General features: G+C 39.2%; 18 protein-coding genes and 1 pseudogene. 13 read left to right on the top strand and 6 right to left on the bottom strand.

What is annotated here, in order from left to right; genetic code table 11:
- Positions 1-132 precede the first annotated feature (132 nt).
- The 8 genes from C6N34_RS10230 (at position 133) to aroF (ending at position 12,140) form a co-directional block, all read left to right on the top strand.
- Complete coding sequence (locus C6N34_RS10230) at positions 133-1,890, top strand: SDR family NAD(P)-dependent oxidoreductase (protein ID WP_057177849.1); 1,758 nt, start codon at positions 133-135, stop codon at positions 1,888-1,890.
- Positions 1,891-1,974: 84 nt separating this feature from the next.
- Positions 1,975-3,336: a beta-ketoacyl [acyl carrier protein] synthase domain-containing protein gene (locus C6N34_RS10225; RefSeq protein ID WP_006277774.1), complete on the top strand. Its 1,362-nt coding sequence runs from the start codon at positions 1,975-1,977 to the stop codon at positions 3,334-3,336.
- On the top strand, positions 3,333-6,647 hold the full coding sequence (locus tag C6N34_RS10220; RefSeq protein ID WP_057177848.1) for a PfaB family protein: 3,315 nt from the start codon (positions 3,333-3,335) through the stop codon (positions 6,645-6,647). The genes C6N34_RS10225 and C6N34_RS10220 overlap by 4 nt, the downstream gene beginning before the upstream one ends.
- Before the next feature lie 93 nt (positions 6,648-6,740).
- Positions 6,741-8,417, top strand: a complete 1,677-nt coding sequence (locus C6N34_RS10215; RefSeq protein WP_115539051.1) for a PfaD family polyunsaturated fatty acid/polyketide biosynthesis protein — start codon at positions 6,741-6,743, stop codon at positions 8,415-8,417.
- The gene (locus C6N34_RS10210) at positions 8,414-9,937 is read left to right on the top strand and encodes a thioester reductase domain-containing protein (protein WP_057177846.1); all 1,524 of its coding nucleotides are present in this window, start codon (positions 8,414-8,416) and stop codon (positions 9,935-9,937) included. Before C6N34_RS10215 ends, C6N34_RS10210 begins: the two co-directional genes overlap by 4 nt.
- A gap of 270 nt (positions 9,938-10,207) precedes the next feature.
- On the top strand, positions 10,208-10,477 hold the full coding sequence (gene rpsO, locus C6N34_RS10205) for a 30S ribosomal protein S15 (RefSeq protein ID WP_006277779.1): 270 nt from the start codon (positions 10,208-10,210) through the stop codon (positions 10,475-10,477).
- A 12-nt stretch (positions 10,478-10,489) separates the two neighbouring features.
- Positions 10,490-10,960, top strand: a complete 471-nt coding sequence (locus C6N34_RS10200; RefSeq protein WP_006277781.1) for a PAM68 family protein — start codon at positions 10,490-10,492, stop codon at positions 10,958-10,960.
- A 121-nt stretch (positions 10,961-11,081) separates the two neighbouring features.
- Complete coding sequence (gene aroF / locus C6N34_RS10195; protein ID WP_006277782.1) at positions 11,082-12,140, top strand: 3-deoxy-7-phosphoheptulonate synthase; 1,059 nt, start codon at positions 11,082-11,084, stop codon at positions 12,138-12,140.
- Positions 12,141-12,178: 38 nt separating this feature from the next.
- On the opposite strand, the gene C6N34_RS10190 is transcribed toward aroF, so the two are convergent.
- Positions 12,179-14,866 (bottom strand): DUF3536 domain-containing protein, encoded by a 2,688-nt coding sequence (locus C6N34_RS10190; RefSeq protein ID WP_115539052.1) that lies wholly within the window; start codon positions 14,864-14,866, stop codon positions 12,179-12,181.
- Positions 14,867-15,095: 229 nt separating this feature from the next.
- Here C6N34_RS10190 and cax point away from each other — a divergent pair, with 229 nt between their 5' ends.
- Together cax and C6N34_RS10180 are read left to right on the top strand one after the other, a co-directional pair.
- The gene (cax, locus tag C6N34_RS10185) at positions 15,096-16,166 is read left to right on the top strand and encodes a calcium/proton exchanger (protein WP_006277785.1); all 1,071 of its coding nucleotides are present in this window, start codon (positions 15,096-15,098) and stop codon (positions 16,164-16,166) included.
- 116 nt (positions 16,167-16,282) lie between these two features.
- Complete coding sequence (locus C6N34_RS10180; protein ID WP_057177844.1) at positions 16,283-16,888, top strand: peptidoglycan-binding domain-containing protein; 606 nt, start codon at positions 16,283-16,285, stop codon at positions 16,886-16,888.
- Positions 16,889-16,966: 78 nt separating this feature from the next.
- Here the strand turns inward: C6N34_RS10180 and C6N34_RS10175 are convergent, their stop codons facing one another.
- From C6N34_RS10175 to C6N34_RS10165, 3 genes and pseudogenes are all read right to left on the bottom strand, one after another.
- Complete coding sequence (locus C6N34_RS10175; RefSeq protein ID WP_115539053.1) at positions 16,967-17,722, bottom strand: SIMPL domain-containing protein; 756 nt, start codon at positions 17,720-17,722, stop codon at positions 16,967-16,969.
- 336 nt (positions 17,723-18,058) lie between these two features.
- Positions 18,059-18,414, bottom strand: a pseudogene (gene tnpA, locus C6N34_RS10170) (IS200/IS605 family transposase).
- Between the two features lie 231 nt (positions 18,415-18,645).
- A complete protein-coding gene (locus C6N34_RS10165) occupies positions 18,646-19,539 on the bottom strand; it encodes a transposase family protein (protein WP_057178093.1) in 894 nt (297 codons plus the stop codon).
- A 418-nt stretch (positions 19,540-19,957) separates the two neighbouring features.
- On the opposite strand from C6N34_RS10165, the gene C6N34_RS10160 reads away from it, so the two are divergent.
- Genes C6N34_RS10160 through C6N34_RS10155 form a run of 3 tightly spaced genes read left to right on the top strand, consistent with a single transcriptional unit; the run spans position 19,958 to position 22,020 of the window.
- Positions 19,958-20,947 carry a thiamine pyrophosphate-dependent enzyme gene (locus C6N34_RS10160; RefSeq protein ID WP_236106997.1) on the top strand — a complete coding sequence of 330 codons (990 nt, stop codon included), beginning with the start codon at positions 19,958-19,960 and terminating at the stop codon, positions 20,945-20,947.
- 27 nt (positions 20,948-20,974) lie between these two features.
- On the top strand, positions 20,975-21,223 hold the full coding sequence (locus C6N34_RS17120) for a Glu/Leu/Phe/Val dehydrogenase dimerization domain-containing protein (RefSeq protein ID WP_329606405.1): 249 nt from the start codon (positions 20,975-20,977) through the stop codon (positions 21,221-21,223).
- On the top strand, positions 21,190-22,020 hold the full coding sequence (locus C6N34_RS10155) for a Glu/Leu/Phe/Val dehydrogenase family protein (RefSeq protein WP_329606404.1): 831 nt from the start codon (positions 21,190-21,192) through the stop codon (positions 22,018-22,020). The genes C6N34_RS17120 and C6N34_RS10155 overlap by 34 nt, the downstream gene beginning before the upstream one ends.
- A gap of 9 nt (positions 22,021-22,029) precedes the next feature.
- Here C6N34_RS10155 and C6N34_RS10150 read toward each other — a convergent pair whose 3' ends face one another.
- Positions 22,030-23,580, bottom strand: a complete 1,551-nt coding sequence (locus tag C6N34_RS10150) for an AAA-like domain-containing protein (protein ID WP_057178984.1) — start codon at positions 23,578-23,580, stop codon at positions 22,030-22,032.
- 201 nt (positions 23,581-23,781) lie between these two features.
- Entirely contained in the window at positions 23,782-24,063 is a 282-nt protein-coding gene (locus C6N34_RS10145; protein ID WP_115538045.1) for a hypothetical protein, read from the bottom strand.
- Positions 24,064-24,108: the final 45 nt, after the last annotated feature.

Here is a 24,108-nt window from a genome sequence, read left to right as displayed (position 1 = left end):
TATAAGATGAATGTAGGTTAGGTTTCGTTCCTCAACCCATCTTATATAGGGAACCAGGAATTATAAGTTTAGCCAGAAAATATATATTCCCTGTTCCCTGTCTCCTAAGTTCAATAATAGAGTGAGAAATATATGATAACAACTTTTCAAATTCCTCCATCATCGGTGTTTGTAGTTAGTGGTGGAGCTAAGGGAATCACTGCCCAGTGTACGGTTAAATTGGCACAAAGTCAAATTGGTAATTTTGGTAGTTCGAGTAATTCTGGCATTTTTATTCTTTTAGGTCGTTCAGAAATTACTCCAGAACCTGGTTACGCTCATGATTGCTTAGAAGACTCCGTTTTAAAAAAACGCATCATGGAAAATTTAATCTCCCAAGGTGAAAAACCCACACCCATGATGGTACAGAAAATATTCAATCAAATTAATTCTGTTCGGGAAATTAAAAAGACTTTAGCAGCAATCGAACAAACAGGAGCAAAAGCTGAATATATTAATGTTGATGTTACTGATGGGAAAGTTTTACAGGATAAACTCCGTGATGTTTGTCAAAAATTTGGTAAAATTACAGGTATTATCCACGGAGCTGGAAATTTGGCAGATAAATTAATTGAAAAGAAAACCGCTGACGATTTTGAAAAAGTTTATAATGCCAAAGTTCAGGGTTTACAAAACATACTTAACTCTTGTGATCCTCAGCATTTAAAGCATTTAGTCCTCTTCTCTTCCGTGAGTGGTTTTTATGGCAATATTGGTCAGACTGATTATGCTATAGCTAATGAAATTCTGAATAAATCGGCTCATCAATTTAAAAAACATTATCCTCAAACTCATGTAGTTGCTATTAACTGGGGTGGTTGGGATAGTGGTATGGTAACACCGCAATTAAAGAAGGCATTTACCGAACGAGGAATTGATATTATTCCTGTGGAAACTGGTACTCAAATGCTAGTTAATGAGCTGCATCCAGTGTTTAAAAATCAATCCCAAGTTGTCATTGGTAGTCCAATGAACCTACCTCCCACACCCCTGGATAGTGAATTGAAAAGCTACCGTATCTATCGCAGGATGACCTTGGAGCAAAATCCCTTTTTATATGATCATACTATTGCAGGTGTACAGGTATTACCAGCTACTTGTGCTATGTCTTGGATGGTTCATGCTTGTGAAGAAATTTATCCGGGATATCGCTACTTACACTGTCGGGAATTTAAGGTGCTAAAAGGTATCTCTTTCAACTCTAAATTAGGATCAGAGTACATTCTAGAAATTCAAGAAATCTCCAAAGTAGATGGTGAGTTAATTGAATTTCAAACCAAAATTTTGAGTAAAAATTCTCAAGGTAAAACCCATTTTCATTTCTCTGCTATTGTCACAGTGGTAGGGAAAATACCAAAAGCACCAATTTATGAGTCCCTGAATCTAAAGGAGGACAATGTTATCACTACTAGGGGCAAACAATTTTATCAAAATGGTGATTCTTCCTTGTTTCACGGTCCAGCATTCCAGGAAATTAGTAGGGTTCTAAATGTAAACCCACAGAAAATCACTGTGGAGTGTTGTTGGCAAACAATTTCCGAAACCGATCAGGGGCAATTTCCGGTCAAATGGCATAATCCCTACACCACAGATATTAGTACTCAATCATTGTGGATTTGGTTAAATCATTTTCATCAGCAGGTCTGTCTACCAGGACAGTTGACTTATTGGGAACAATTTCTAACTATTCCTTGTAATTCACCATTTTATGTTTCCTGTGAAGTGGAAAATAAAACTGATACAGGGGTAACAGCTAACTTTATTTTGCATAGTGAATCAGGAGAAATCTACTCCCGAATTTTGGGAGCAAAAGCGGTTATTTGGCCTATGAAAATGTTGAGCAAGAAGTAACAGATAATGTAGATATAGAAATCTAGTAATCACGTTTGGGGAATCGCGTAAATCCTAATCAAAAACCCAAACGAGGATTTAACTGTGGAAAAAATAGCCATTATTGGATTATCATGTCTCTTTCCGGATGCGAATAATCCTGACCAATTCTGGCATAATCTCAGCCAAGAAAAGGATGCAACTGCCAATATTAGTATTGATGAATTGGGAGTAGATCCCTCAATATTTTATGATGCTAATAAAGGTACACCGGAGAAATTCTACTTTTTAAAAGGTGGATTTATCCGCAATTTAGATTTTAATCCCCATGAGTATAATCTACCCGGGGAATTTATTGAAAGTCTAGATGATACTTTCAAATGGTCACTGTATGCAGCTAAACAGGCAATTATTCATAGTGGCTATTGGGGAAATCAATCTGCTCTGTCGGAATGTGGGGTAATTTTAGGAACTCTAGCTTTACCTACTAAAGCATCTAATCAATTATTTGCCCCCATTTATCATCAAACAATTGAACCCGCAATTCAAGAACTTTTACAGGAGAAACACTTCCATCTAGGTGGTAAATTAACCCTACCTAAAACATCACCATATAATGCTATGGTTTCTGGGTTACCTGCTGGTATGGTTTCCCGTGCTTTCAATCTTTCTGAAATTCATTGCTGTATAGATGCAGCCTGTTCATCATCATTTTATGCCATCAAATTAGCATCCTATTATCTACAATCTGGTAAAGCAGATTTAATGTTAGCTGGCGCTATTAGTGCTTCCGATCCTCTATTTGTCAGAATGTTATTTTCCGGTCTACAAGCATACCCAGAAAATGGTAGTAGTTTTCCTCTTGATAAAACATCACGGGGGTTAATTACCTCTGAAGGTATCGGTATGGTAATGCTCAAAAGATATGACAAAGCTGTCAGAGATGGAGATAAAATTCTGGCTACAATTTGTGGTAATGGTTTATCTAATGATGGTAAGGGTAAACATCTTTTAAGCCCTAATCTCCAAGGACAACATACTGCTTATCAAAGAGCATATCAAGAAGCAAAACTTGACCCACAAGAAATTCAATATTTGGAGTGTCATGCCACGGGTACTCCTTTGGGAGATACTACCGAATCTAAATCTATTCAAGGCTTTTTTGGGGGAAAAAATTCCCAGCCATTAGTGGGATCTACTAAAAATAATGTTGGTCACTTATTGGTCGCAGCTGGCATGGTGGGAATCACTAAAACTATTTTAGGAATGTCCCATAACCTAATTCCAGCAACTATTAATGTCAGCGAACCTATAGGTTGTGAAAATAGTGTGGTATCGCCACAGAACATTGTCACAACAACTAGACCTTGGCCAACTAAAGAAACTAAATACGCAGCTTTGAGTGCATTTGGATTTGGTGGAACTAACTCTCATTTAATTCTTGAACAAGGGGAAGTAAACAAATGAATATGCCAGCAAATAACACTATAAAAATGGCAATTGTAGGCATGGATGCCTTTTTTGGGGAATGTGATGGATTGGATGCTTTTGAAAGTAGTATTTATGATGGAAAACAACATTTTATTACTCTACCACAAACTAGATGGTTGGGAATTAATGAACACCAAGAATTACTGCAACAATATGGTTTAGAAACCGGAACACCACCTCAAGGCGCATACATTCAAGATTTTGAAATTGACACATTATCCCATAAAATTCCTCCCAATGAGGTGACTAAAATTAACCCCCAACACACCTTATTATTAAAGGTGTGCGATCGCGCATTAAAAGATAGTAATATACAGCCCAATAGTAATGTTGCTGTAATTATCGCTGCGGAAACAGAATTATCAGTCCACCAACTAGAACAAAGATGGAATTTATCTTGGCAAATTAAAGATGGGGTAAATGGAGCTGAAATTCCCCTAAGTCCAGAAAAAATCTCCCATTTAGAAACTATAGTCCAGGATAGTATTCACCATCCAGTTGAGATTGCAGAGTATATCAGTTACGTGGGTAATACCATGGCCAGTCGGGTTTCTTCCCTATGGAATTTCTCTGGACCATCTTTTACCATTAGTGCGGTAGAAACTGCTACTTTTAAGGCTTTAGAATTAGCGGAAATGCTATTAGCTACTGAGGAGGTAACAGCAGTAGTTGTAGGTGCAGTTGACCTAGCTGGTGGGGTAGAAAATGTCCTCTTGAGAAGTCAATTTGGCAAAATAAATACGGGTGTAAATACCCTAAGTTTTGATCAAAATGCTAATGGTTGGAACGTGGGGGAAGGTGCAGGTGCAGTAGTTTTGCAAAGACAGGATACGGCATTAAAAAATAAACAACGTATTTACGCAGTAGTTGAAGCTTTAAGTATTGGACAGTCCCCTTCCATGGCTATAGATAGCAGAACTATTAGCGATGTTTGTAAAAAAGCATTTACACAAGCTGGAATTAAACCCGAAGAAATTAACTACTTAGAGGTTTCTGGTAGTGGAATACCCCAGGAAGACACAGCAGAAATTGAGGGAATATTAGCAGCTTATCCTTATGTTGGTAATGGTCTACACTGTGCCCTAGGTAGCATCAAAGCAAACATAGGTCATACCTTTGTTGCTTCCGGTATTGCTAGTTTGATTAAAACTGCTTTAAGTCTCTATTATAAATATATACCTGGAACTCCCAAATGGTCAGGCGTGAAAAACCCTCAGATGTGGGAAGGGAGTCCCTTCTATGTTGCAACAGAATCTCGACCTTGGTTCTTACAAAAAGAAGTAAAATGTCGAATTTCTGCCATTAATAGTATGGGTTGTGATGGTTCCTTTGCTCATATTTTGCTGTCGGAAGAAATCCAACAGGAACCACGTCCTAGTAAATATTTAGAATCCCGACCCTATCATCTCTTTCCTATTTCTGGAGACAGTGAAACCAGTCTAATTACCGCCTTAAATAACCTAGAAAAAACCCTTGAGAATGGCGAGTGCTTGTCAAAGGTAGCCAGTGAAACATTTAGCGGTTTTCAAAAACAATCTTCCGCCAATTATACCCTATCCATCACTGGACGCAACCAAAAAGAAGTACTCAAAGAAATCAACTCTGCCAAAAAGGGTATAACAGACGCCTTCATAAATAAAAAAGATTGGGCAACACCAATAGGTAGTTACTTCACACCTAAACCCTTGGGAAAAAATGGTGAAGTTGCCTTTGTTTACCCTGCTGCTGTCAACACTTATGTAGGAATTGGTAGAACCTTATTTCGATTATTTCCCAAAGCCTTTGATGACACAGTTATCAAAACTCTATACCGACGAGCAGCGGATGTTGAGAAACTAGTGTTTCCTAGAAGTTTGAGGAAACTGGAAATTAGGGAATTAGAAAACCTAGAAAAGAAATTGCTGGATGATTCCCTGGCAATGTTGGAAGCAGAAATTCTGTTTACTAGATTTATCACCAACATTCTCACAGAAGACTTTCAAATCACACCCAAATATATGTTTGGCTATAGTTTGGGGGAAACCAGTATGATGGTTGCCCAGGGGATTTGGAGTGATTGCTATAAAGCAAGTAATACATTCAACTCATCATCATTATTTGGTGATAGACTATCAGGACCGAAGAACGCAGTGCGAGAGTATTGGGGAATAAACAAAAACTCTCCAGAACATGAGAAATTATGGGCTAATTATGTTTTAATGACCACTGCTGATCAAGTCAGGGAAGTTTTAAAAACAGAAAATCGGGTTTACCTCACTCAAATCAACACCTCGCAAGAAGTATTAATAGCTGGCGAACCCCTAGCTTGTGAAAGAGTGATTAGTAAACTGGGTTGTAACGCCTTTTTAGCACCATTTGATCATGTGATTCATGCGCCGACTATGGAGTCAGAATACCCGGAGCTATATCGAATTCATAACTTACCAGCTCAGGCAATTTCTGGGATTATCTGCTACTCAGCAGCAGAATATCAACCCATAGCATTAGAGAGCGAAACTATTGCCCATAGTATTGCCAAAGGATTATGTCAACAACTTGATTTTCCTCGCTTGGTAAATCGAGTTTATGAAGATGGAGCAAAAGTATTTATCGAAGCTGGAGCTGGTGGTATTTGTTCACGGTGGATAGATAAAGTATTAGACAAACGGGAACATATTACCATATCTTTAAACCGCCGTGGGATAGATGATCACACATCCTTAGTTAAAGCCTTGGCAAAACTGATTAGTCATGGGGTAAAATTAGATCTTTCTTCCCTGTATGATCTTTCTTTAGATACTCAACAAACCAACAAATCAGCACTCAAGAAAATTACTCTGGGTGGTAAATCCATTACCGATCAAATTTTACAGACAGATCATCGTCAACTGTTCTCAAAATATAATCAGCAAGATCTGCAACTCTTTACCAAGGACTTGGATGTTAAAATTATCAACTCTCTCCAACCAGCATACCAAATCTCCCCCCAGGAAATTTATGGTAAACCGGAAAAAAATTCTGTGAAAACTATCATAGATGACCATTTAAATCATGAAGAGCAACTAAACTTTTCACAACTACCTTGCAAAGAAACCCCCAAAGTAACCTCTAAACAAGTGAAGCATATAATTCCCATGAATGATTTCAAGATAGCCCAGTATGAAAAATTCACGAGTAACAACACCAAATTGATAAAAGCACACAGTGATTTTCTAGAAGCTAGAAAAGATTTCAGCCAGCAAATGAGCGAAATAATTAAAATGCAATTAGCTTGTGCTGAAAAATTGTTGATAGATCAAGAAAAATAATTTTTTCAGTATATAGTCTGGATTATAACCCAGACTATGAACTATCCCCATCTATATGTCATAAATTGCCCATTAATTAAGGAAAAAATTACCGTGACAACATTTAATACGGTACTGAACAAACCAAACAACGGACTAGCATTTTTAAAAACCGCTCCCCATCATAACCACAACTGGAAAGGTTCAACAGACTGCGTTGAATTTGAGCAAACTGCCATCAAGCAAAAATTGCTAACCCTAGAAAAACCCTGTCATATTCTTAAAGTAGCAGGTGAAATAGGTGTTAGTAATGATGGCTATATAACCTCAAATTATAATATTCCATCGGAACCCAACCAGCTATTAGTATCATTGCCACCATTAACAGTAGAACAATTTGGTGATCCCACTTTTTTGAAAATCCACAATGTTAAATGTGCCTATATGACAGGTGCTATGGCGGGGGGAATAGCATCAGAAGAGATGATAATTGCTTTAGGCCAGCAAAGACTTTTGGGTTCCTTTGGTTCGGGCGGACTGTCACCAGAAAGACTGGAAATAGCTATTCAAAAAATACAAGCTGCTCTACCTAACGGTCCCTATTGTTTCAACCTAATTCACAGTCCTAACGAACCAAAAATAGAAAGACGGGCTGTAGAATTATACTTAAAATATGCAGTTCACACGGTTGAAGCTTCGGCATTTTTAGATCTAACTCCCAATATTGTTTATTATCGAATTGCTGGTTTAAGTTTAGATGCTAATCACCAAATTCAAATCAAAAATAAAGTAATTGCCAAAATTTCTCGCCGAGAAGTTGCCACCAAATTTATGCAACCACCTCCTGAAAGAATGATCAAGGAATTACTAGCACAAAATCTAATTACGGAACTACAAGCTCACTTAGCAAGTAAAGTTCCTATGGCTGATGATATTACTGTGGAAGCAGATTCTGGAGGTCATACAGATAATCGTCCCCTGGTATGTCTACTCCCTTCTATTATTAGTTTAAGGAATGAAATTCAAGCTAAATATAATTATGATAAAATAATTAGAATCGGGGTAGCTGGGGGAATTGGTACGCCGGAATCAGCCTTGGCAGCTTTTGTCATGGGAGCTGGATATATTGTTACTGGTTCTATTAATCAATCCTGTGTTGAATCAGGAGCTTGTGAATACACAAAAAAATTGTTGGCCCAAGCAGAAATGGCGGATGTGATGATGGCTCCTGCTGCGGATATGTTTGAAATGGGAGTCAAATTACAGGTCTTAAAACGGGGGACGATGTTTCCCATGCGGGCACAAAAACTCTATGAATTATACCGTAATTACGAATCCATTGAAGATATTCCTTTAGCCGAAAGGGAGAAATTAGAAAAACAAATCTTTCGTAAAAGTATTGCTGAAGTTTGGGAGGGAACCGCTGCCTATTTATCTCAAAAAAATCCCGAAAAACTGGGCAAGGCTGTCAATAATTCTAAGTTAAAAATGGCATTGATTTTCCGCTGGTATTTGGGTTTATCTTCTCGATGGTCTAGTAGTGGAGAGAAGGGAAGAGAAACAGATTATCAAATTTGGTGTGGTCCAGCTATGGGTAGTTTTAATGACTGGGTAAAGGCTACTTATTTAGCTGAACCTGACAACCGCCATGTGGTAGATATTGCTCATCACATCATGGTAGGAACTGCCTTTTTATATCGAATTCAGTCCTTGAGGTTTCAAGGTTTACACCTTTCTAGTTTTTACAGTCAATATCAACCTGTTCAACCCATATTGGAGATGAAAAAATGAGTTTAACAAACACGCTAACTACCTATAGTTCAGAGGAAATTCAATCTTTTATGGTGCATAACTTGGCAGAGTTACTAGGGAAAACATCTCAAGAAATTGATGTGGATGAACATTTGGAAAATTATGGCTTGGATTCTGCTCAAGCTATGGTTATAATTAGTAAGTTGGAAGATTTACTTGGTTTTAAACCATCTCCAGTTTTATTATGGCACTACCCGACTATTGCCACACTGGCTCAACGTTTATCAGAAGAAAAAGCTGGAGGTTCTCAACCAGATAATCAGGGTAATAATGTGGATATTCCCATCCCATTTTTGGATTTAGGCGCGGAAGCAGTTCTGGACTCTACCATTCAACCGGTGGGTAGTTATATGGTTCCTCTCGCTAATCCAAAAAATATCTTGATAACCGGAGCAACTGGTTATTTAGGGGCTTTTATTATTAAGGAATTATTAGCAGAAACCCAAGCCAATATTTACTGTTTGGTACGGGCTAAAAATGTGAATGAAGCACAAGATAAACTCATCCATAATCTCCAACAATATGGAATTTGGGAGGATCAATATCAGGAGCAGTACCTGAAGCGACTTGTCCCAGTTGTTGGTGATTTGTCCCTACCACTTTTAGGAATTACCAAGGAAGAATTTGACCAGTTAGCTGCTAACGTAGATACTATTTATCACAGTGGGGCATTACTAAATTATGTCTATCCCTATTCTGCTCTAAAGTCAGCAAATGTTTTAGGTACTCAGGAAGTGCTAAGACTGGCTTGTCAAACTAAAGTTAAACCTGTACACTATGTTTCCAGCGTCGCTGTATTTGAATCAAGTGTTTATGCAGGTAAAGTAGTAAGTGAACAAGATAGCTTTGACGATTGGCAAGGTATTTTCTTGGGTTATTCTCAAACAAAATGGGTAGCAGAAAAACTAGTCAAAATTGCCCGCGATCGCGGACTACCAGTAACGATTTATAGACCACCCTTAATTGCTGGGGATAGTAAGACAGGGATTTGTAACACCCACGATTTCATCAACCTAATGATTAAAGGTTGTTTACAGATGGGGTGTTTTCCAGATGTGGACTATATGTTAGACATGTCTCCTGTAGACTACGTAAGCAAAGCTGTTGTTTACCTATCAAGAGAAGAAACATCTATTGGTAAGGCTTTCCATTTACAACATCCCCAACCTGCTTCTTTAAAATCTTTAGTGGAATGGATTCGCACCTTTGGCTTTAAGCTAGAAATGATTAGTTATGAAGAGTGGCAGAACAAACTAGCTAACATAACAGATCAAGAAAATCCACTCTATACTCTTAAACCATTTTTATTAGAGCGGTGGTCTAAAGAGAAAATTACCATTCCTGATTTGTATTTGCAGTCAAGAAGACCAGTAATTAGTTGCGAGGAAACCCTAGCTGCACTAAAGGGAAGCTCAATTATTTGTCCTCAAATCGATTCTCAATTGTTAATAACTTATACCTCCTATTTAATGCAAACGGGGTTCTTAAGTCTTATTTAACGCCTGAATGCCCGTTTGATTGTGGACAAAACTAGAATTTTCTACCACATCTCATCTTAACGACAATGTGCGGGCAAAATGCCCGCTTTTTTACTGATATTTTTTTCTTTCCGTATTTTCAGACAGAATGATAAAATGGTATATAATAACAATAGCTACCTTAACCACCTTAAAAATTCTCCCTTTTGGCACCTCTAGCAATTACTCTAATTGCTGTGATATTATAGGTGACTGATGCATACACTTGAAAAAATAAAAGTTTAATCAATCATGGCCCTGACGCAACTGCGCAAACAAGAACTGATCTCTGGATTCCAAGTACACGAAACTGACACCGGATCTGCCGATGTTCAGGTTGCTATGCTCACTGAACGAATTAATCGTCTTAGTCAGCACCTGCAAGCAAACAAAAAAGACCACTCATCTCGTAGGGGACTATTAAAGATGATTGGTGAACGTAAAAGACTTTTGAATTATATCCAAAAGAACAACTCGGATAAATATCAATCCCTGATTTCACGTCTTGGTATTCGTGGTTAGGAACTACCAATTATGTCTGCTCAAGAATCAGAACCCAGTCGTCTACCATTTGAACCGAACAAAAAGCGTCAAAAACCTTCAAAGGTCTTTAGCAAACCAGTAGTAAAGACAGAGGAATCGCCACAAAAATTGCCCGACCAACCCCCCTTTACTAAAGAGGAAATGGCGATTCCCCAAGTAGTAAGCCAAAGAATGATTCGCAGAGTGGCAACCTTTTCTGGCATACCTACAGGTTTAGGTATTGGCACCCTGGTGGTCAGCTATTTGTTGGTTAGTTATGCTCACGTTCAACTACCCCCCATTGCGGTGTTACTGGTAAATATGGGACTGTTCGGGTTGGGAGTGTTGGGAATAACTTACGGTGTGCTTTCTGCTTCCTGGGATGAGGATAATCCGGGTACTTTACTGGGTGTAGGTGAATTTGGCACCAATTGGAGTAGAATGGTTGAAGTCTGGCGCGAAACTCGAAAAAAGAAGGGTTAGACCAACCGCGATCAGGTATCTGGACGGTGCCTGACGCAACAATGCTCCCATTCGCCTGCGCCTAAATGGTATTAATACCAAATGTATAAGTCAATAATAGTTGAAATACGGGGCTGTTAAAATGATCATTGTCATGAAAGTAGGTTCCCCAAAGGTGGAAATAGACCGTTTAAGTTCAGATCTAACTGGATGGGGTTTAACACCAGAAAAAATCATTGGTAAACACAAGGTAGTAATAGGTCTAGTAGGAGAAACAGCAGATTTAGACCCGTTACAAATTCAAGAACTTAGTCCATGGATAGAACAGGTTTTAAGGGTAGAAGTACCTTATAAAAGAGCTAGTAGGCAATTTCGTCATGGTGAAGCTTCAGAAGTGGTAGTCACCACTCCCAACGGAAATGTGGTGTTTGGTGAACATCATCCCATAGTAGTAGTAGCAGGACCATGTTCTGTGGAAAATGAAGCTATGATTGTGGAAACTGCTTTGAGAGTGAAAGTTGGCGGTGCCAAGTTTTTGCGGGGTGGAGCATATAAACCCCGTACCTCACCATACGCTTTTCAAGGACATGGTGAAAGTGCTTTAGAGTTATTGGCAAAAGCACGGGAGGTCAGTGGATTAGGAATTATTACTGAGGTAATGGATGGTGCAGATTTGGAGAAAATCGCCCAAGTTGCTGATGTGATTCAGGTTGGAGCCAGAAATATGCAGAATTTCTCCCTACTCAAACAAGTGGGAGCTCAGTCAAAACCAGTGTTACTAAAACGTGGTATGGCCGCAACTATTGAAGACTGGCTCATGGCCGCCGAGTATATATTGGCAGCAGGTAACCCTAATGTAATCTTGTGTGAGCGGGGAATTAGAACCTTTGATCGTCAATATACACGGAACACTCTGGATTTATCCGTAGTCCCAGTATTAAGAAAACTCACCCATCTACCAATAATGATTGATCCCAGCCATGGTGTGGGTTGGGCAGAATTTGTACCTTCCATGGCTATGGCAGCAATTGCTGCTGGTACTGATTCTTTAATGATAGAAGTCCATCCTAACCCAGCTAAGGCTCTTTCTGATGGACCTCAATCCATTACACCAGATAGGTTCGACCAGTTAATGCAAGAACTTTCCGTAATTGGTCAAGCTGTGGGCCGTTGGCATCAGCCAGTTCTTTCACCAGTTTAACTGGTTTAATTACAGGGGGGATTTATCCCCCCTATTTTTTAACTAGCTATAGTCACATCAATACCTAATTTACCACCCAGCTTGAGCAACTGACGGTATTGTGCAGCTTCCCCTGAGTCCTTGAGTTGATTGAGATATTGAGGGATAATTTGACTGTGTAAACAGCTAAAGTACAGTTCCTGGGATTTATCCAAAGAGATACCCAAATTTAAGTCATTACCAACATCAATTAACTTTTCTAGTCTGGCAATATCCATGTATCCCGCAGATCCATGTAATAATTGCCACAACAGACGCATAATTAATTGTTCTAAAATTTGTTTCCCTTCCGGAATTTTTAATTGACAACGTAAATGTTTTGCCTCCGTGGCGATCGCCTGTAACTGTAGGACATGAGAATAACTCAACTGAGGTTCATTAATATCCTGTTCGAGAGAGCGCAAGATAGTCAAACAACGATAACCGAGAGCAATTTCAGCAGCTACTTGTAATTCTTGGGGAACTGTTAAACCATCTCGATGAAAAGCCATAATTACGCCATAATTTTCCCGATAGGTTTGGGTGTAGAGTTGGTCTAACCTAGTTAAGGTTTCCTGACTGAGCAAGCGCATAATCCGGTGGCGTTCCTCTGCAAAAAGATTTTGTAAACTAAACGCCTGTTCGCCAAACATCTTAGTCATCACAACAATAGCATGAGCTGCACTTGCTTGTTGTAGCGATGCCAAAAGATTTTCCTTGAGGTGACCATAATCTCGTCTTCCGGTAAACTGCTGTATACAGCAGTGGAAATCCCAACCGCCCAAATGCAAAACTGCAAACACCAGATTTTCACTTTCCCATGTAATTTCCGACACTAACTTTAAGTGACCAACTGCCATGGTTAAGGATCCCATCCGCTGCATTTGATAATCTAACTGATCAGCTGTGTAGCAATAAACACGTTTTTGATGACCTTCCAAGTGTTTTCTAGACTCTTGGGTAGGGACAGCACCATTGTGATGATTAAACAAAGAAGTAATAGCATAGTGAGCGGCAACTTGTTTGAATCCGATTTGAGCGGTTAGTACGCACTGACGATAAACTTCACCACCATGTTTAAACTGTTCCACATTACTAGGAGCTAGACTCAAGCGTTTAAGGAAACCCTTTTCCAGCTGTACACCCGCAATATCACCAGCCAACTCCAGAGCGCGAGCAGCATAACGAAGGATCTGAGTTCCTTCCGGTCTAGATAACTCCTCAAAAAACCAACCGCAGCTGGTAAACATAAATAGGGAGTGACGCTGCATTTCCAATAAACGCAAAGCATCCACCTGTTCACTGGGAGTAAGTTTGTGAGTTTGATGACGGGAGAGAAAACGATGAACATTAGCAGTAGAGCGGTCTCGGAGAATATCTATATATTCATCTCGTGCCAACCAGGGGTCATGAAATAACCTTCTACCATGATCCTCATAGACTGCAGTTAACTCATCTCGCAACCAATTAAGAGCTTGACGTAGAGGTCGACGCCATTTTTGATGCCATACACCCCCTTCACCACCGCAACCACAATCATCTTGCCAGCGGTCCACACCATGGGCGCAACTCCAAGCTGTGACAGGTTTTAACTCCACTTCCCAGGTGGGGGGATATAAACTTAAATAGTGAGCGAAATTAGTCACAGTCCAACCATGACGGGGGAACTCACCAATAAAAGCGTATGCCAAAGTTTTCTCAGTTCCCTTTTTGTGGTGTCCAAAAGTTTCCCCATCAGTAGCCACAGATATTAACTGAGCAAGACGATGATCGCCACGGATAGCAGCGCCCACCCGCCCGGCAAAATGACTAGAACTATAAACCACATCAGTAAAACCCATATCCCGTGATATAGGTCCATCGTAGAAAAAGATATCAATATAGGGCAACTCATCCGTACTCTGTAGGGAGGTTATTTTACTCACACTTAAAGGTGAAGAAGTGTTTTGGAAACCTGGTTTTAAATAACAACGATAGGGACGGGTAGGATCAATTTGACTACCACCCACCTCATGCCATTCTGGATGGGGATCATGGTCTGTAGGGAAAGGACGACAGCGTTGAGCTTGGGAAGGAGCAAGAATAATAAACTTAATTCCTTCGGAGATCAAAGCTGCTATGGTTGCATAATCTATAGCCGTTTCCGCCAACCAAATACCTTCTGGATCCCGACCAAACCTAGATTTAAAGTCCGCCTTACCCCAGCGAATTTGAGTGTATTTATCCCTTTCATTTGCCAAAGGCATAATTATGTGATTATAGACTTGGGCAATAGCATTGCCATGACCATTAAGCCTCTGACTACTCCTAATATCAGCCTCTAATATTCTTTGATAAACTTCCATGTCATAGCGTTCCAACCAAGACATAAGAGTTGGACCGATATTAAAACTCATGTACTCATAATTATTGACGATCCCCAATAATTCACCCCGGTCATTTAAGACTCTAGCAAAGGCATTAGGACGATAACATTCCCAATGAATACGCTCATTCCAGTCATGGAAAGGACTAGCACTAGGTTGACGTTCAATAGCATCCAAATAGGGATTTTCCCTTGGTGGTTGATAGAAGTGACCATGGACAGTCACATACACACCATGGGGTTTAGTCAGGGGATCATAACTAACTGTGGATTGGTCATTCTCATCCACCTGGAAAGTGAGAGTTGATGCAAGATTTACTGAAGATTCAGCAGCGGATGTCATATATTCTTAACCTAGAGAAAAATTGTGGTTGTAGGGAAAATCTTTGATATCGACTCGATATTTACCTTGATATTTACATTTTTACACCTGTTTGCTACCAAAATCCGGTATAAACAATGTGAGAAACAATCTTAAAAAAACTTAAAGAACAATGGGATTTTACATGGCATAAATAAGATTGTATGATAATTGTGTGACGATTGAAACCAACCAACTAACGACTAGAATAATGTCAACTAAAAATATCATCTTCCTGACTTTGCTAGTTTTCATCCCTATTTCCCTAGCCGCACACTTCTTAGAGTGGGGAGAATTGGTAGTATTTATCACTGCTGGATTAGCAATTTTACCATTAGCCGCTTGGATGGGCACAGCCACCGAAGAAATAGCAGTGGTTGTGGGTCCAGTGTTAGGAGGTTTATTAAATGCCACTTTTGGCAATGCCACAGAATTAATTATAGCTCTAGTCGCGCTAAATGCTGGACTAATAGATGTGGTGAAAGCCAGTATTACGGGATCAATTATCGGTAACCTGCTTCTGGTTATGGGGCTTTCAATGTTTTTAGGTGGAATACGTTATAAAGAGCAGAGTTTTGAATCTGTAGTTGCAAGAGTTAATGCTTCTTCAATGAATTTAGCGGTAATAGCCATTTTACTGCCAACTGCAGTGAATTATACTTCTATAGGAATTAGTGAGAACGTGCTACAAAATCTTTCTATTGCTGTAGCGGTAGTGCTCATTTTAGTTTATGGACTAACACTGCTTTTTTCTATGAAAACCCACGCTTACTTATATGATGTAGGTTTAGCAGATACAGAAGAGGAAAATAACCATCAAAAACCAAATATTGCATTGTGGACTGGTGTCTTATTAGTTTGTACCTTATTGGTAGCGTTGGAATCAGAACTATTAGTGGACTCACTAGAAGTAGCTACATCTAAACTAGGACTGACAGCATTATTTACAGGGGTGATATTAGTGCCAATTATAGGTAACGCGGCGGAACATGCCACAGCAGTAACTGTAGCCATGAAAAATAAAATGGATCTTTCACTGTCAGTAGCTGTTGGATCAAGCATGCAGATAGCCTTATTTGTAGCACCCGTACTAGTAATATCCGGATGGGTCATGAAACAACCAATGGATTTAGACTTTAATCCTTTTGAACTAGTAGCAGTAGCTGTGTCAGTCTTAATTGCTAATAGCATTAGTTCCGATGGCAAATCCAATTGGTTAGAAGGCACTTTATTATTGGCAGCATATACGGTTTTAGGCTTTGCATTTTATTTCCATCCATAAATTTGGTTAACCCAAAAAAAGTCTCATGGATGGAGAATGCACAGTTACTTGTCCTGTAAACTATCTGTTAAGTCATTTTTTCAGTTCAAAAGTTCCTTAATATGAGATAAACAGAAATGACCGAAATTGGAATGCTGATTATGGGGGAATTCAACTATAAACAGACGAATTTACCCCATTTACTAGATGAACAGCTATTAAAAGCGGAAAATGCCCAATATAAGACAAAAAATAGCCATTTTTCCCAATTACCTCATGGCATTACATCCAAGATTACAGCTCCCGAATTCATGACAGTGGGAGTCACGGAAAAAATAGCTATATCCAGAACCATTAGGACAGGGTTGATGGACAAAAATGAGGGACGCGTGGCTATTCCGGATCGCTATAGATGGCAGCAAGCATCTAAACGGACAAAAAAGCGCCAATTACCCCCACAATTTCAATTGGCTGACAGGTCAAATCTACCCAAACGAAGACCCACCCCAACAGACTACTTGGCATACAATAGACCTCAAATGCCAACCCTCCGATTTGGTGATTCTGGTCTATCCATTAGAGTCTTACAGCGTTTGTTAATATCCAATGGCTATAATGTGCGAGTTGATGGCGTATTTGGGGCGCTGACTGAAACAGCTATTAAGGCTTTTCAAAGTCAGCGTAATTTATCAGTAGATGGTGTTGTAGGTCCTAAGACTTGGTCTCAACTATGCAGCATTTAAATGCCTTTCGCCAAAACGCTATAGATAAATTTAATAGTGTGACCAGTATGTAGCTTAACCATTATGGATAGCTATAAACTAATAGCTAATTTGCAGAGTTACAGATGCTTCTACTTGTTGTTCACCACCCACTATAGGAGTGACTGCATCTGGAGCGGAAGCCTTAACCATTTGGGATCTTTGTAGCATAGGTGGAGGAGGTGCACTAGCATTGTTAATTTGAATGCTAATTATTTCTTTGGTTTGGAAACCTAAACTGCTGAGAACTGCTTCGGCTTGCTTTTTAGCCTCCTGGGTTGCTTTTCTTAGAGCTTGTTTTTGTGCTTCATTAATAGCCTCATCCGTAGCAACAAAACTAATACCATTAATTTCGCTTGCTCCAGTTTTGATCGCTTCATCTAACAAGGAACCAACCTTGTCAGTAGAAAAGCGAAAACTCACCGTGTTACTAGCAGCATAGCCAGTAATTCTTTGTATATTGTTCGTATAACTATAGACTGGATTAAGCCTGACACCGGTAGTTTCCAACTTTTCAACTTTACGGGACTTGAGTAAATTCACCACCGCAGAGGATCTGCGAGCAGCTTCCTGTTGGACCTCTTGAGCAGTTTTTCCCTGAACTTCTACGCCCAAACTCACTCTTGTTAAAGTGGTGGCTATGGTTTCTACCCCGCTACCACTAACAGTTAATGTGCGCCATAATTGAGCTTTTTCCTGAGCTGATGCTGGTAAGGTAAATATGCTGGAAATTAGTAAACTGAAATAGGCAATTTTCCCCAGTTGCTTAAACTGAAACCCAGATGGTAGTGAAATATTTCTATATATCCTAGACATTGGACGTGCACTCCTCGGCTACTGGTACATTAATACGTTAATTTGTGAATCAAACCACAAAACATTTTGGGATCTGGATAATTAACAATTTGCCATGATCTGGAGAAAAATTTTCTTTGGTTACACTTTTAGCAACAAAGTCAACCGGTTCAACTTTGTATCTCAAGAATGAGGATGATCCCGCTAGAAACTTGTACAACAAGGATAATAAAAAACATTATACATGTAGCTGAATACACAGAAAATCCAAGGATTTAGTCACAAGAAAATCGCCGGCACGGAAGCCACTTGGCTTTAGACAGGAAGTGCCAACGGCGAATTTATTCGCCTTGATATTTAACCGTGATGCGGATCTTCAATATACCTTTTAATAACATCTGCTGAAACCTGTCCAGCAGTGGAATAAAAATAACTATTAGTCCATAGGCTAGGAAGTTTAAGTAATTCAGGAAATTTTCGTCTTAACAAGCAAGATGACCGTCCTTTAAAAGCTTTAACCACTTGATTTATAGCATGGTTGATGTTCTACAAATAAATGAACATGGTGCAACCTCAAGAGCGAGGATATCCCAGTCTTTTTCTTTGGCTAGTTCGTAAATTATCTGTCGAAGGCGTTTAGGTATCCATACAAGATGCACTACTGCATTACCTTTTGAGTGATGTCCTATTCTGTATTCCAGTGTTGTCTTCATATTGTTTCGTGGCTGCTATTGACAAGTAAATCATATCTCAACTATACTTTAGACATCTCCGGAAATAGCCAAAGCGTTACCAATACTACTTTTTAAGGTGAGACACCCCAATACAAAAGTAGCTGACTGGTATGCTAAAATAAGCGTTAGAGATGCCTCTTGTTGGGAATTAACCAAAAGATAACACCTATGTGAGATAATTTATTTTTAGCCAAGTCCAAATCTTGATAACTAAAATAAGTAGGTTCCCATTCGGAAACGAACAAGTCCACAAATAGTCATGATTACCTGTTCATACTTACTTGAATTTAATCGAAATCTTTCTTGTGCCACTCTGAATATTTTCACTACACGAATTAAATGTTCAACAAAAATTCGTTCGGAAGCTAACTCTTTATTTTTTTCTTTTTGTTCAGACGTTAATTCTTGGTTTTTAGGTTTTTTTGTCGGAGTTTTCATTAACTCCTCTCCTTGATAAGCTTTATCACCACTAAATTTTTGTTTTTTATCAAATATATTTCTGGTTTCACGGAATAAATTTACATCACTTTTTGGACCAGGTTTACCCGCTACTACATCAACAATATCTTTACCATTTGGTAAAACGATTAGTTGACTTTTTCTAGTATGACAGGCTTTTTTACCTGAATAATATTTTTTTTGTTCTTGGTACTCTCCAGGTCTGTCTATAGGCTGTTCATAGCTATCCACTATTAACTCAAATTCTGTTAATATTTCTTTAACGACTTCGTAATCACTGGAGTTTTTTTTTACCTGTTCTAGCAAACTTGGTGGCAATAATTCTCCTATTATTGGCAACCAATAGTTAAAGATATCATTTGCAGTTGTTTCACTTACTCCAAATTGAATACCTAGTAGCTGAAATGTTGTTAACTGCCGTAAATATGTTAATGTTAAGATTATTTGCTCCGACGGTGATAATTTGGGTTTGCGCCCTCCACCGCCTTGAATAATTCGGGTTTTTTTTGATTCAACCAATTGTTGTTTCTGATGATGCAGTTTTATGGCTTTTTCCAAAAGTTGCTGTAACTGCTCATACTTCAGACCCAATAAACGGTGTGATTCGTGAGGATTATTCTGGATATATTCAGATATGTTGCTCATAATAAGTTGCCAAAAATACCATTTCATATTATTTTATCACACTTTGATTCTTTTTCGGAGATGTCTTTTTGAAATCAACAAACATTGAAGGTCGAACAATGTACGGATGCCAACAAGTTCTTATCAAGTCCGATAAATCAATAACAGCCATATTGGAGTACCTCTGCACAGAAGCTAAAAAGCTGACAAATTGTGGCGTTTACTATTCTAGGCAGATGTACTTTATTGAAAATAAGATTGGTGCTATTGTTTTTGGATGGAATAAAGGACAAAAAGATAGTATTGATTTGCGGAGTTACCGGAGGCGGAGTATGAACGAGTACCAATAAAGCACACGGATAGAGATACTTTAAAGGAGGCGGTATCAGAGACATTAGAAATACTAGAAAAAGCCAAATCACCAGTAATTATAGCGGGTGTGGAAGTACACCGTTTTGGGTTACAAGTAGAACTGTTAGCACTTGCAGAAAAATTGGGCGTACCGATTTGTGCCACCATGTTAGGAAAATCAGTATTTCCAGAAACCCATCCCCAATATCTAGGGATTTACAATGGTGAAGCGGGAGACGAAAATATTAACAAAATAGTGGAAGAATCCGACTGTTTATTAATGTTAGGGGTATTCATGACAGATATTAACCTAGGAATGTTTACTGCCCATATTAACCAAAAACATACCATATCTGCCACCTCAGAACGGATTGCTATTAAACATCATGAATATCAGAACATTTTATTTACCGACTTCATTGCGGGACTATTAAAAAATCCCCATTTACCACATTTTCAATTCCCAAATACTTATAGGATGCACCCGCGAGTAGAGGAAAAAATAGATAATATATCTATGGGTGGATTAATTTATGAAATTAATCAATTTATTGATCATAAAACCATAATTATTACCGATGTAGGAGACAGTTTATTTGCAGCAGATGATATTCAAACCAAACAAGGAACAAGCTATTTAGCTCCCGCTTTTTATGCGAGCATGGGTTTTGCCATTCCGGGAATAATAGGTGCTCAATTAGCAGATCCCTTTCGTCGGGTGTTGGCATTAGTTGGTGATGGTGCATTCCAAATGACAGGAATGGAACTATTAACAGCTAAAAGACTGGGAATGAACCCCATAGTAATTATTATTAATAATGGTTCTTTTGCTTCTTTAAGAGCCATGGGACATGAGGATGCGGACTTCGTAAATATTAGTACAATTGACTATGCTGATTTGGCTAAAGTTTTAGGAGGCAATGGCTTTGTAATTCATACAGGATTAGAACTAAGAAGAGCCTTGAGTGTAGCGAAAGACAGTGAAAATTTTAGCATTTTAGATGTGAGAATTTCTGCAGATGATATTTCACCAGCTTTACAAAGACTAAAAACTCTATTTACTCAAACTTTGAAATAAAACACAATAAGGAGTAAGGGAAATACCATGGAAATATTTTTAAAAATTGCTGAAATGGGACACAAGCAAGTAACATTCTGTTATGACCAAGAATCAGGATTGAAAGCTATTGTCGCCATCCACAATACTAATTTAGGTTCGGGGGTAGCCCTAGGGGGGACAAGATTATTGCCATATTCCACAGAAGAAGATGCTCTCAAAGATGTCCTGCGTTTGAGTTATGCCATGACCTATAAAGCAGCTTGTGCCAATATTCCGGTGGTGGTAAAGCAGTAATCATAGCAGATCCCGAACAGAAAACCGATAAGTTATTTAATGCCTATGGAAGTTTTGTCAATAGTTTTGGAGGGAGTTTTATTACTGGACAAGATGTAAATATTTCCTGGGAAGATGCCCATAAAATAGGTGAAAAAACACCCTATATGATTGGGTTAATATCCACATACGGTGGTTCTAGCTATCCTACCGCAGTGGGAGTAGAAGCGGGGATGAAAGCAGCAGTAGATTTTTACTGGGGGAAGAAAAATCTCCAAGGCTTAAAAGTGGCTATTCAAGGAGTAGGCAAAGTGGGTAAAAACCTTTGTGAAATTTTATCCCACCAGGAAGTGGAAATTTTTGTCAGCGATATATCTAATCATAAACTGGCAGAAGTTGAGAAGTTATATCCGGTAAATATTGTAGATGTGGAAGAAATTTATGAATTAGATGTTGATATATTTGCTCCCTGTGCTTTAGGGGGGATCATTAATAGTTGTACCATTCCCAAATTGCAAGCTAAAATTATTGCAGGAGCAGCCAACAACCAACTGGAGAATGAGGAATTAGATAGTCAGCTATTAGTAGATAGAAATATAGTCTATTGTCCAGATTATGTAATTAACGCTGGAGGTTTAATTCATGTTTATGATGGCATGATAGGGCTAAGTGAAGAAAGTTCCTTGGCAAGAGTGAGGAATATATATAATACATTAAAACAGGTATTTGCAATTTCTAAAGAATACAATATTACTCCACTAACTGCATCAAGACAGTTAGCGGAGAGTCGGTTTTTAAATAATAAAACTCAAAATTAAATTGACATATTAACCTCTAATCACTATGATCGCTCTACCCCCTGGACTGACCACTTCTTCTGTAGTAGTACGTTCTTCAATGGGGGGTAAATCAGGGCGACGATCAAAAATCACTAACCAACCCGTATCCAGTCCTAGTCCTGCCAAATATTTATCTAACTGTTGGAGTCCCTGGGGGAGTGGATCTTTCTTACCAGGTTTCCACACCTTCAGTTCCATGCCCATCACCACCACACCATAGCGTAAACAAATATCCATGCGACCCGAACCGATCGCGTACTCTCGCTCTAACGTACCGCCCCCATTCACGATACGGTGTAAGAATGCCATTAATACCAGATGGGGGGCAATCTCGTGGTAGGGCACACTTTTCAGTAACGGTTCTCCATGTTGTCGCCAGAAGTCAAGAAAAGCATTTAAGAGTTTTTCAGGATTTAAACTATGGTCGGTGTTTAACCAACTGGGTTGAATTTGGGGCAAACTATCCTGACTACCTTGAGATAACACGCGAGGAATCACTTCCTGGTAAATGGGATTGGCAATAGTTAGTCCACCCAAAGAACTACGCTTCAGTAAACCTAAATCCAGTACAAAACGGCGATCATCTTCTGGAGTATCCGGTAAGTCTGATCCCGCTAATATAGGCTGAATAATCGCTTTAACCCGATCTTCCCGCAGTCTTTCCGCAAGGCTATCTAAATGGGTATCTTGACGCTGAATAAGGATTTCCTTAGCTTGTTTAATCACATCAATCGTAATAGGTTGATTGACATCTTTTACTAAAACAGTTGTAGCTTGACGAGCTAAAGCATTAACTAACCAGGGTTGTCCATCGGTTAAATAAAAGGCATGATGAATCGCTTCGGGAGTGAAGATTTGTCCCGTGGCTTCTGTATGTTGTAAATAGAGTTCTTGAACTTCATCAAAACTAAAATTAGAGAGGGTTAAGGACTCTGCTTTAATGTTAAAAGGGCTGGCGCTATTTAGGCGTTCACTGCCCCCAGATTTTACTTTATAATCCCGCACATCTCGCATTCCAATTAACCCCAAAGAATGGGGAAATCCGTGAGGACGATTAGGAAAACCAGAACGCAATTGTCGTAATACAAATATTAATGTTTCGTCGCTAAGTGCATCAATTTCATCCAGAAAAACAGCTAAAGGACGATCAGCCGTTGCTGCCCAGTTACTCAAAAAGGTGCTCAGTTGAGAACTACTTTCCGTCGCTGGCCATTCAGTGGGTTGTAAATCTGGAGGTAACCGAAAGCGGAGTGACTGTCGCCATTCCGCTAAAATAGACTGCTCGGCTTTGTGCGGATCCTGGGAAAAAGGTGCCCCCACCTCTAAGGACAGCATCACAGAAGTATAGTGGCCACTCGCAGTTAATTCCTGGGCAAGGGCTATCATAGCAGTGGTTTTGCCCACTTGTCGCGGGGCATGGATGATAAAGTAATTGCGTCCATCAATTAAGGCTTTCAACTCAGGCAGTCGCGCTGTGGGAGATAGCATATAGTGGATATCGGATTGGCATGGGCCAGCAGTGTTAAAGTGTTTAGGCATAGTTTTAATAATTAATAATTATGAAAGCAGCGATCGTTTATTGACTTTATATCTTCCGAGAATAAATCGGGACGCAATTACTAAATGCCAGTCTCACAACGATCGCTTTTGGGGATCCCGCGATCGCATCCGACTCCAGAAAGGAACACAATTCTTAGTGAAACTTAAGGGAAATCGTTTTTAAGTTTTTAAGATAAAATTCTATTTTCGTAAGACCGACGTGATGATGATCGTAATTGTGGCACTGGCAATCAAAGTAAAGGCAAGTTGCACAACCCACTGGGTGGCCTGTTGATAGTTACTAAAACGATCATTGAATTTCTCATTGTCTGCGGATAGCTTTCCCACAGTGCTGGACAACTGATCTACAGTATTAGACAAGTGATCTACAGTATTAGACAAGTGATCTACAGTATTAGACAAGTGATCTAGTTTTTGCTCAATGCGATCGAGGCGATCTTCACTGATGGTTGATTGGGTCATGTTGAATCTCGAGATAAGTTTTAGATCCCCATTCTAACAAAAATG

It is taken from the genome of Cylindrospermopsis raciborskii Cr2010, assembly GCF_003367075.2.
GTDB lineage: Bacteria > Cyanobacteriota > Cyanobacteriia > Cyanobacteriales > Nostocaceae > Raphidiopsis > Raphidiopsis raciborskii.
This window is presented reverse-complemented; position numbering and strand designations above follow the sequence as displayed.

Bases quoted from the DNA above. Each gene is read 5' to 3' on its own strand.
- aroF (WP_006277782.1), top strand. From the start codon at position 11,082: ATGATCATTGTCATGAAAGTAGGTTCCCCAAAGGTGGAAATAGACCGT.
- rpsO (WP_006277779.1), top strand. From the start codon at position 10,208: ATGGCCCTGACGCAACTGCGCAAACAAGAACTGATCTCTGGATTCCAA.
- C6N34_RS17120 (WP_329606405.1), top strand. From the start codon at position 20,975: ATGGAAATATTTTTAAAAATTGCTGAAATGGGACACAAGCAAGTAACA.
- cax (WP_006277785.1), top strand. From the start codon at position 15,096: ATGTCAACTAAAAATATCATCTTCCTGACTTTGCTAGTTTTCATCCCT.
- C6N34_RS10220 (WP_057177848.1), top strand. From the start codon at position 3,333: ATGAATATGCCAGCAAATAACACTATAAAAATGGCAATTGTAGGCATG.
- C6N34_RS10165 (WP_057178093.1), bottom strand. From the start codon at position 19,539: ATGAGCAACATATCTGAATATATCCAGAATAATCCTCACGAATCACAC.
- C6N34_RS10175 (WP_115539053.1), bottom strand. From the start codon at position 17,722: ATGTCTAGGATATATAGAAATATTTCACTACCATCTGGGTTTCAGTTT.
- C6N34_RS10145 (WP_115538045.1), bottom strand. From the start codon at position 24,063: ATGACCCAATCAACCATCAGTGAAGATCGCCTCGATCGCATTGAGCAA.
- C6N34_RS10180 (WP_057177844.1), top strand. From the start codon at position 16,283: ATGACCGAAATTGGAATGCTGATTATGGGGGAATTCAACTATAAACAG.
- C6N34_RS10210 (WP_057177846.1), top strand. From the start codon at position 8,414: ATGAGTTTAACAAACACGCTAACTACCTATAGTTCAGAGGAAATTCAA.
- C6N34_RS10230 (WP_057177849.1), top strand. From the start codon at position 133: ATGATAACAACTTTTCAAATTCCTCCATCATCGGTGTTTGTAGTTAGT.
- C6N34_RS10150 (WP_057178984.1), bottom strand. From the start codon at position 23,580: ATGCCTAAACACTTTAACACTGCTGGCCCATGCCAATCCGATATCCAC.
- C6N34_RS10190 (WP_115539052.1), bottom strand. From the start codon at position 14,866: ATGACATCCGCTGCTGAATCTTCAGTAAATCTTGCATCAACTCTCACT.
- C6N34_RS10200 (WP_006277781.1), top strand. From the start codon at position 10,490: ATGTCTGCTCAAGAATCAGAACCCAGTCGTCTACCATTTGAACCGAAC.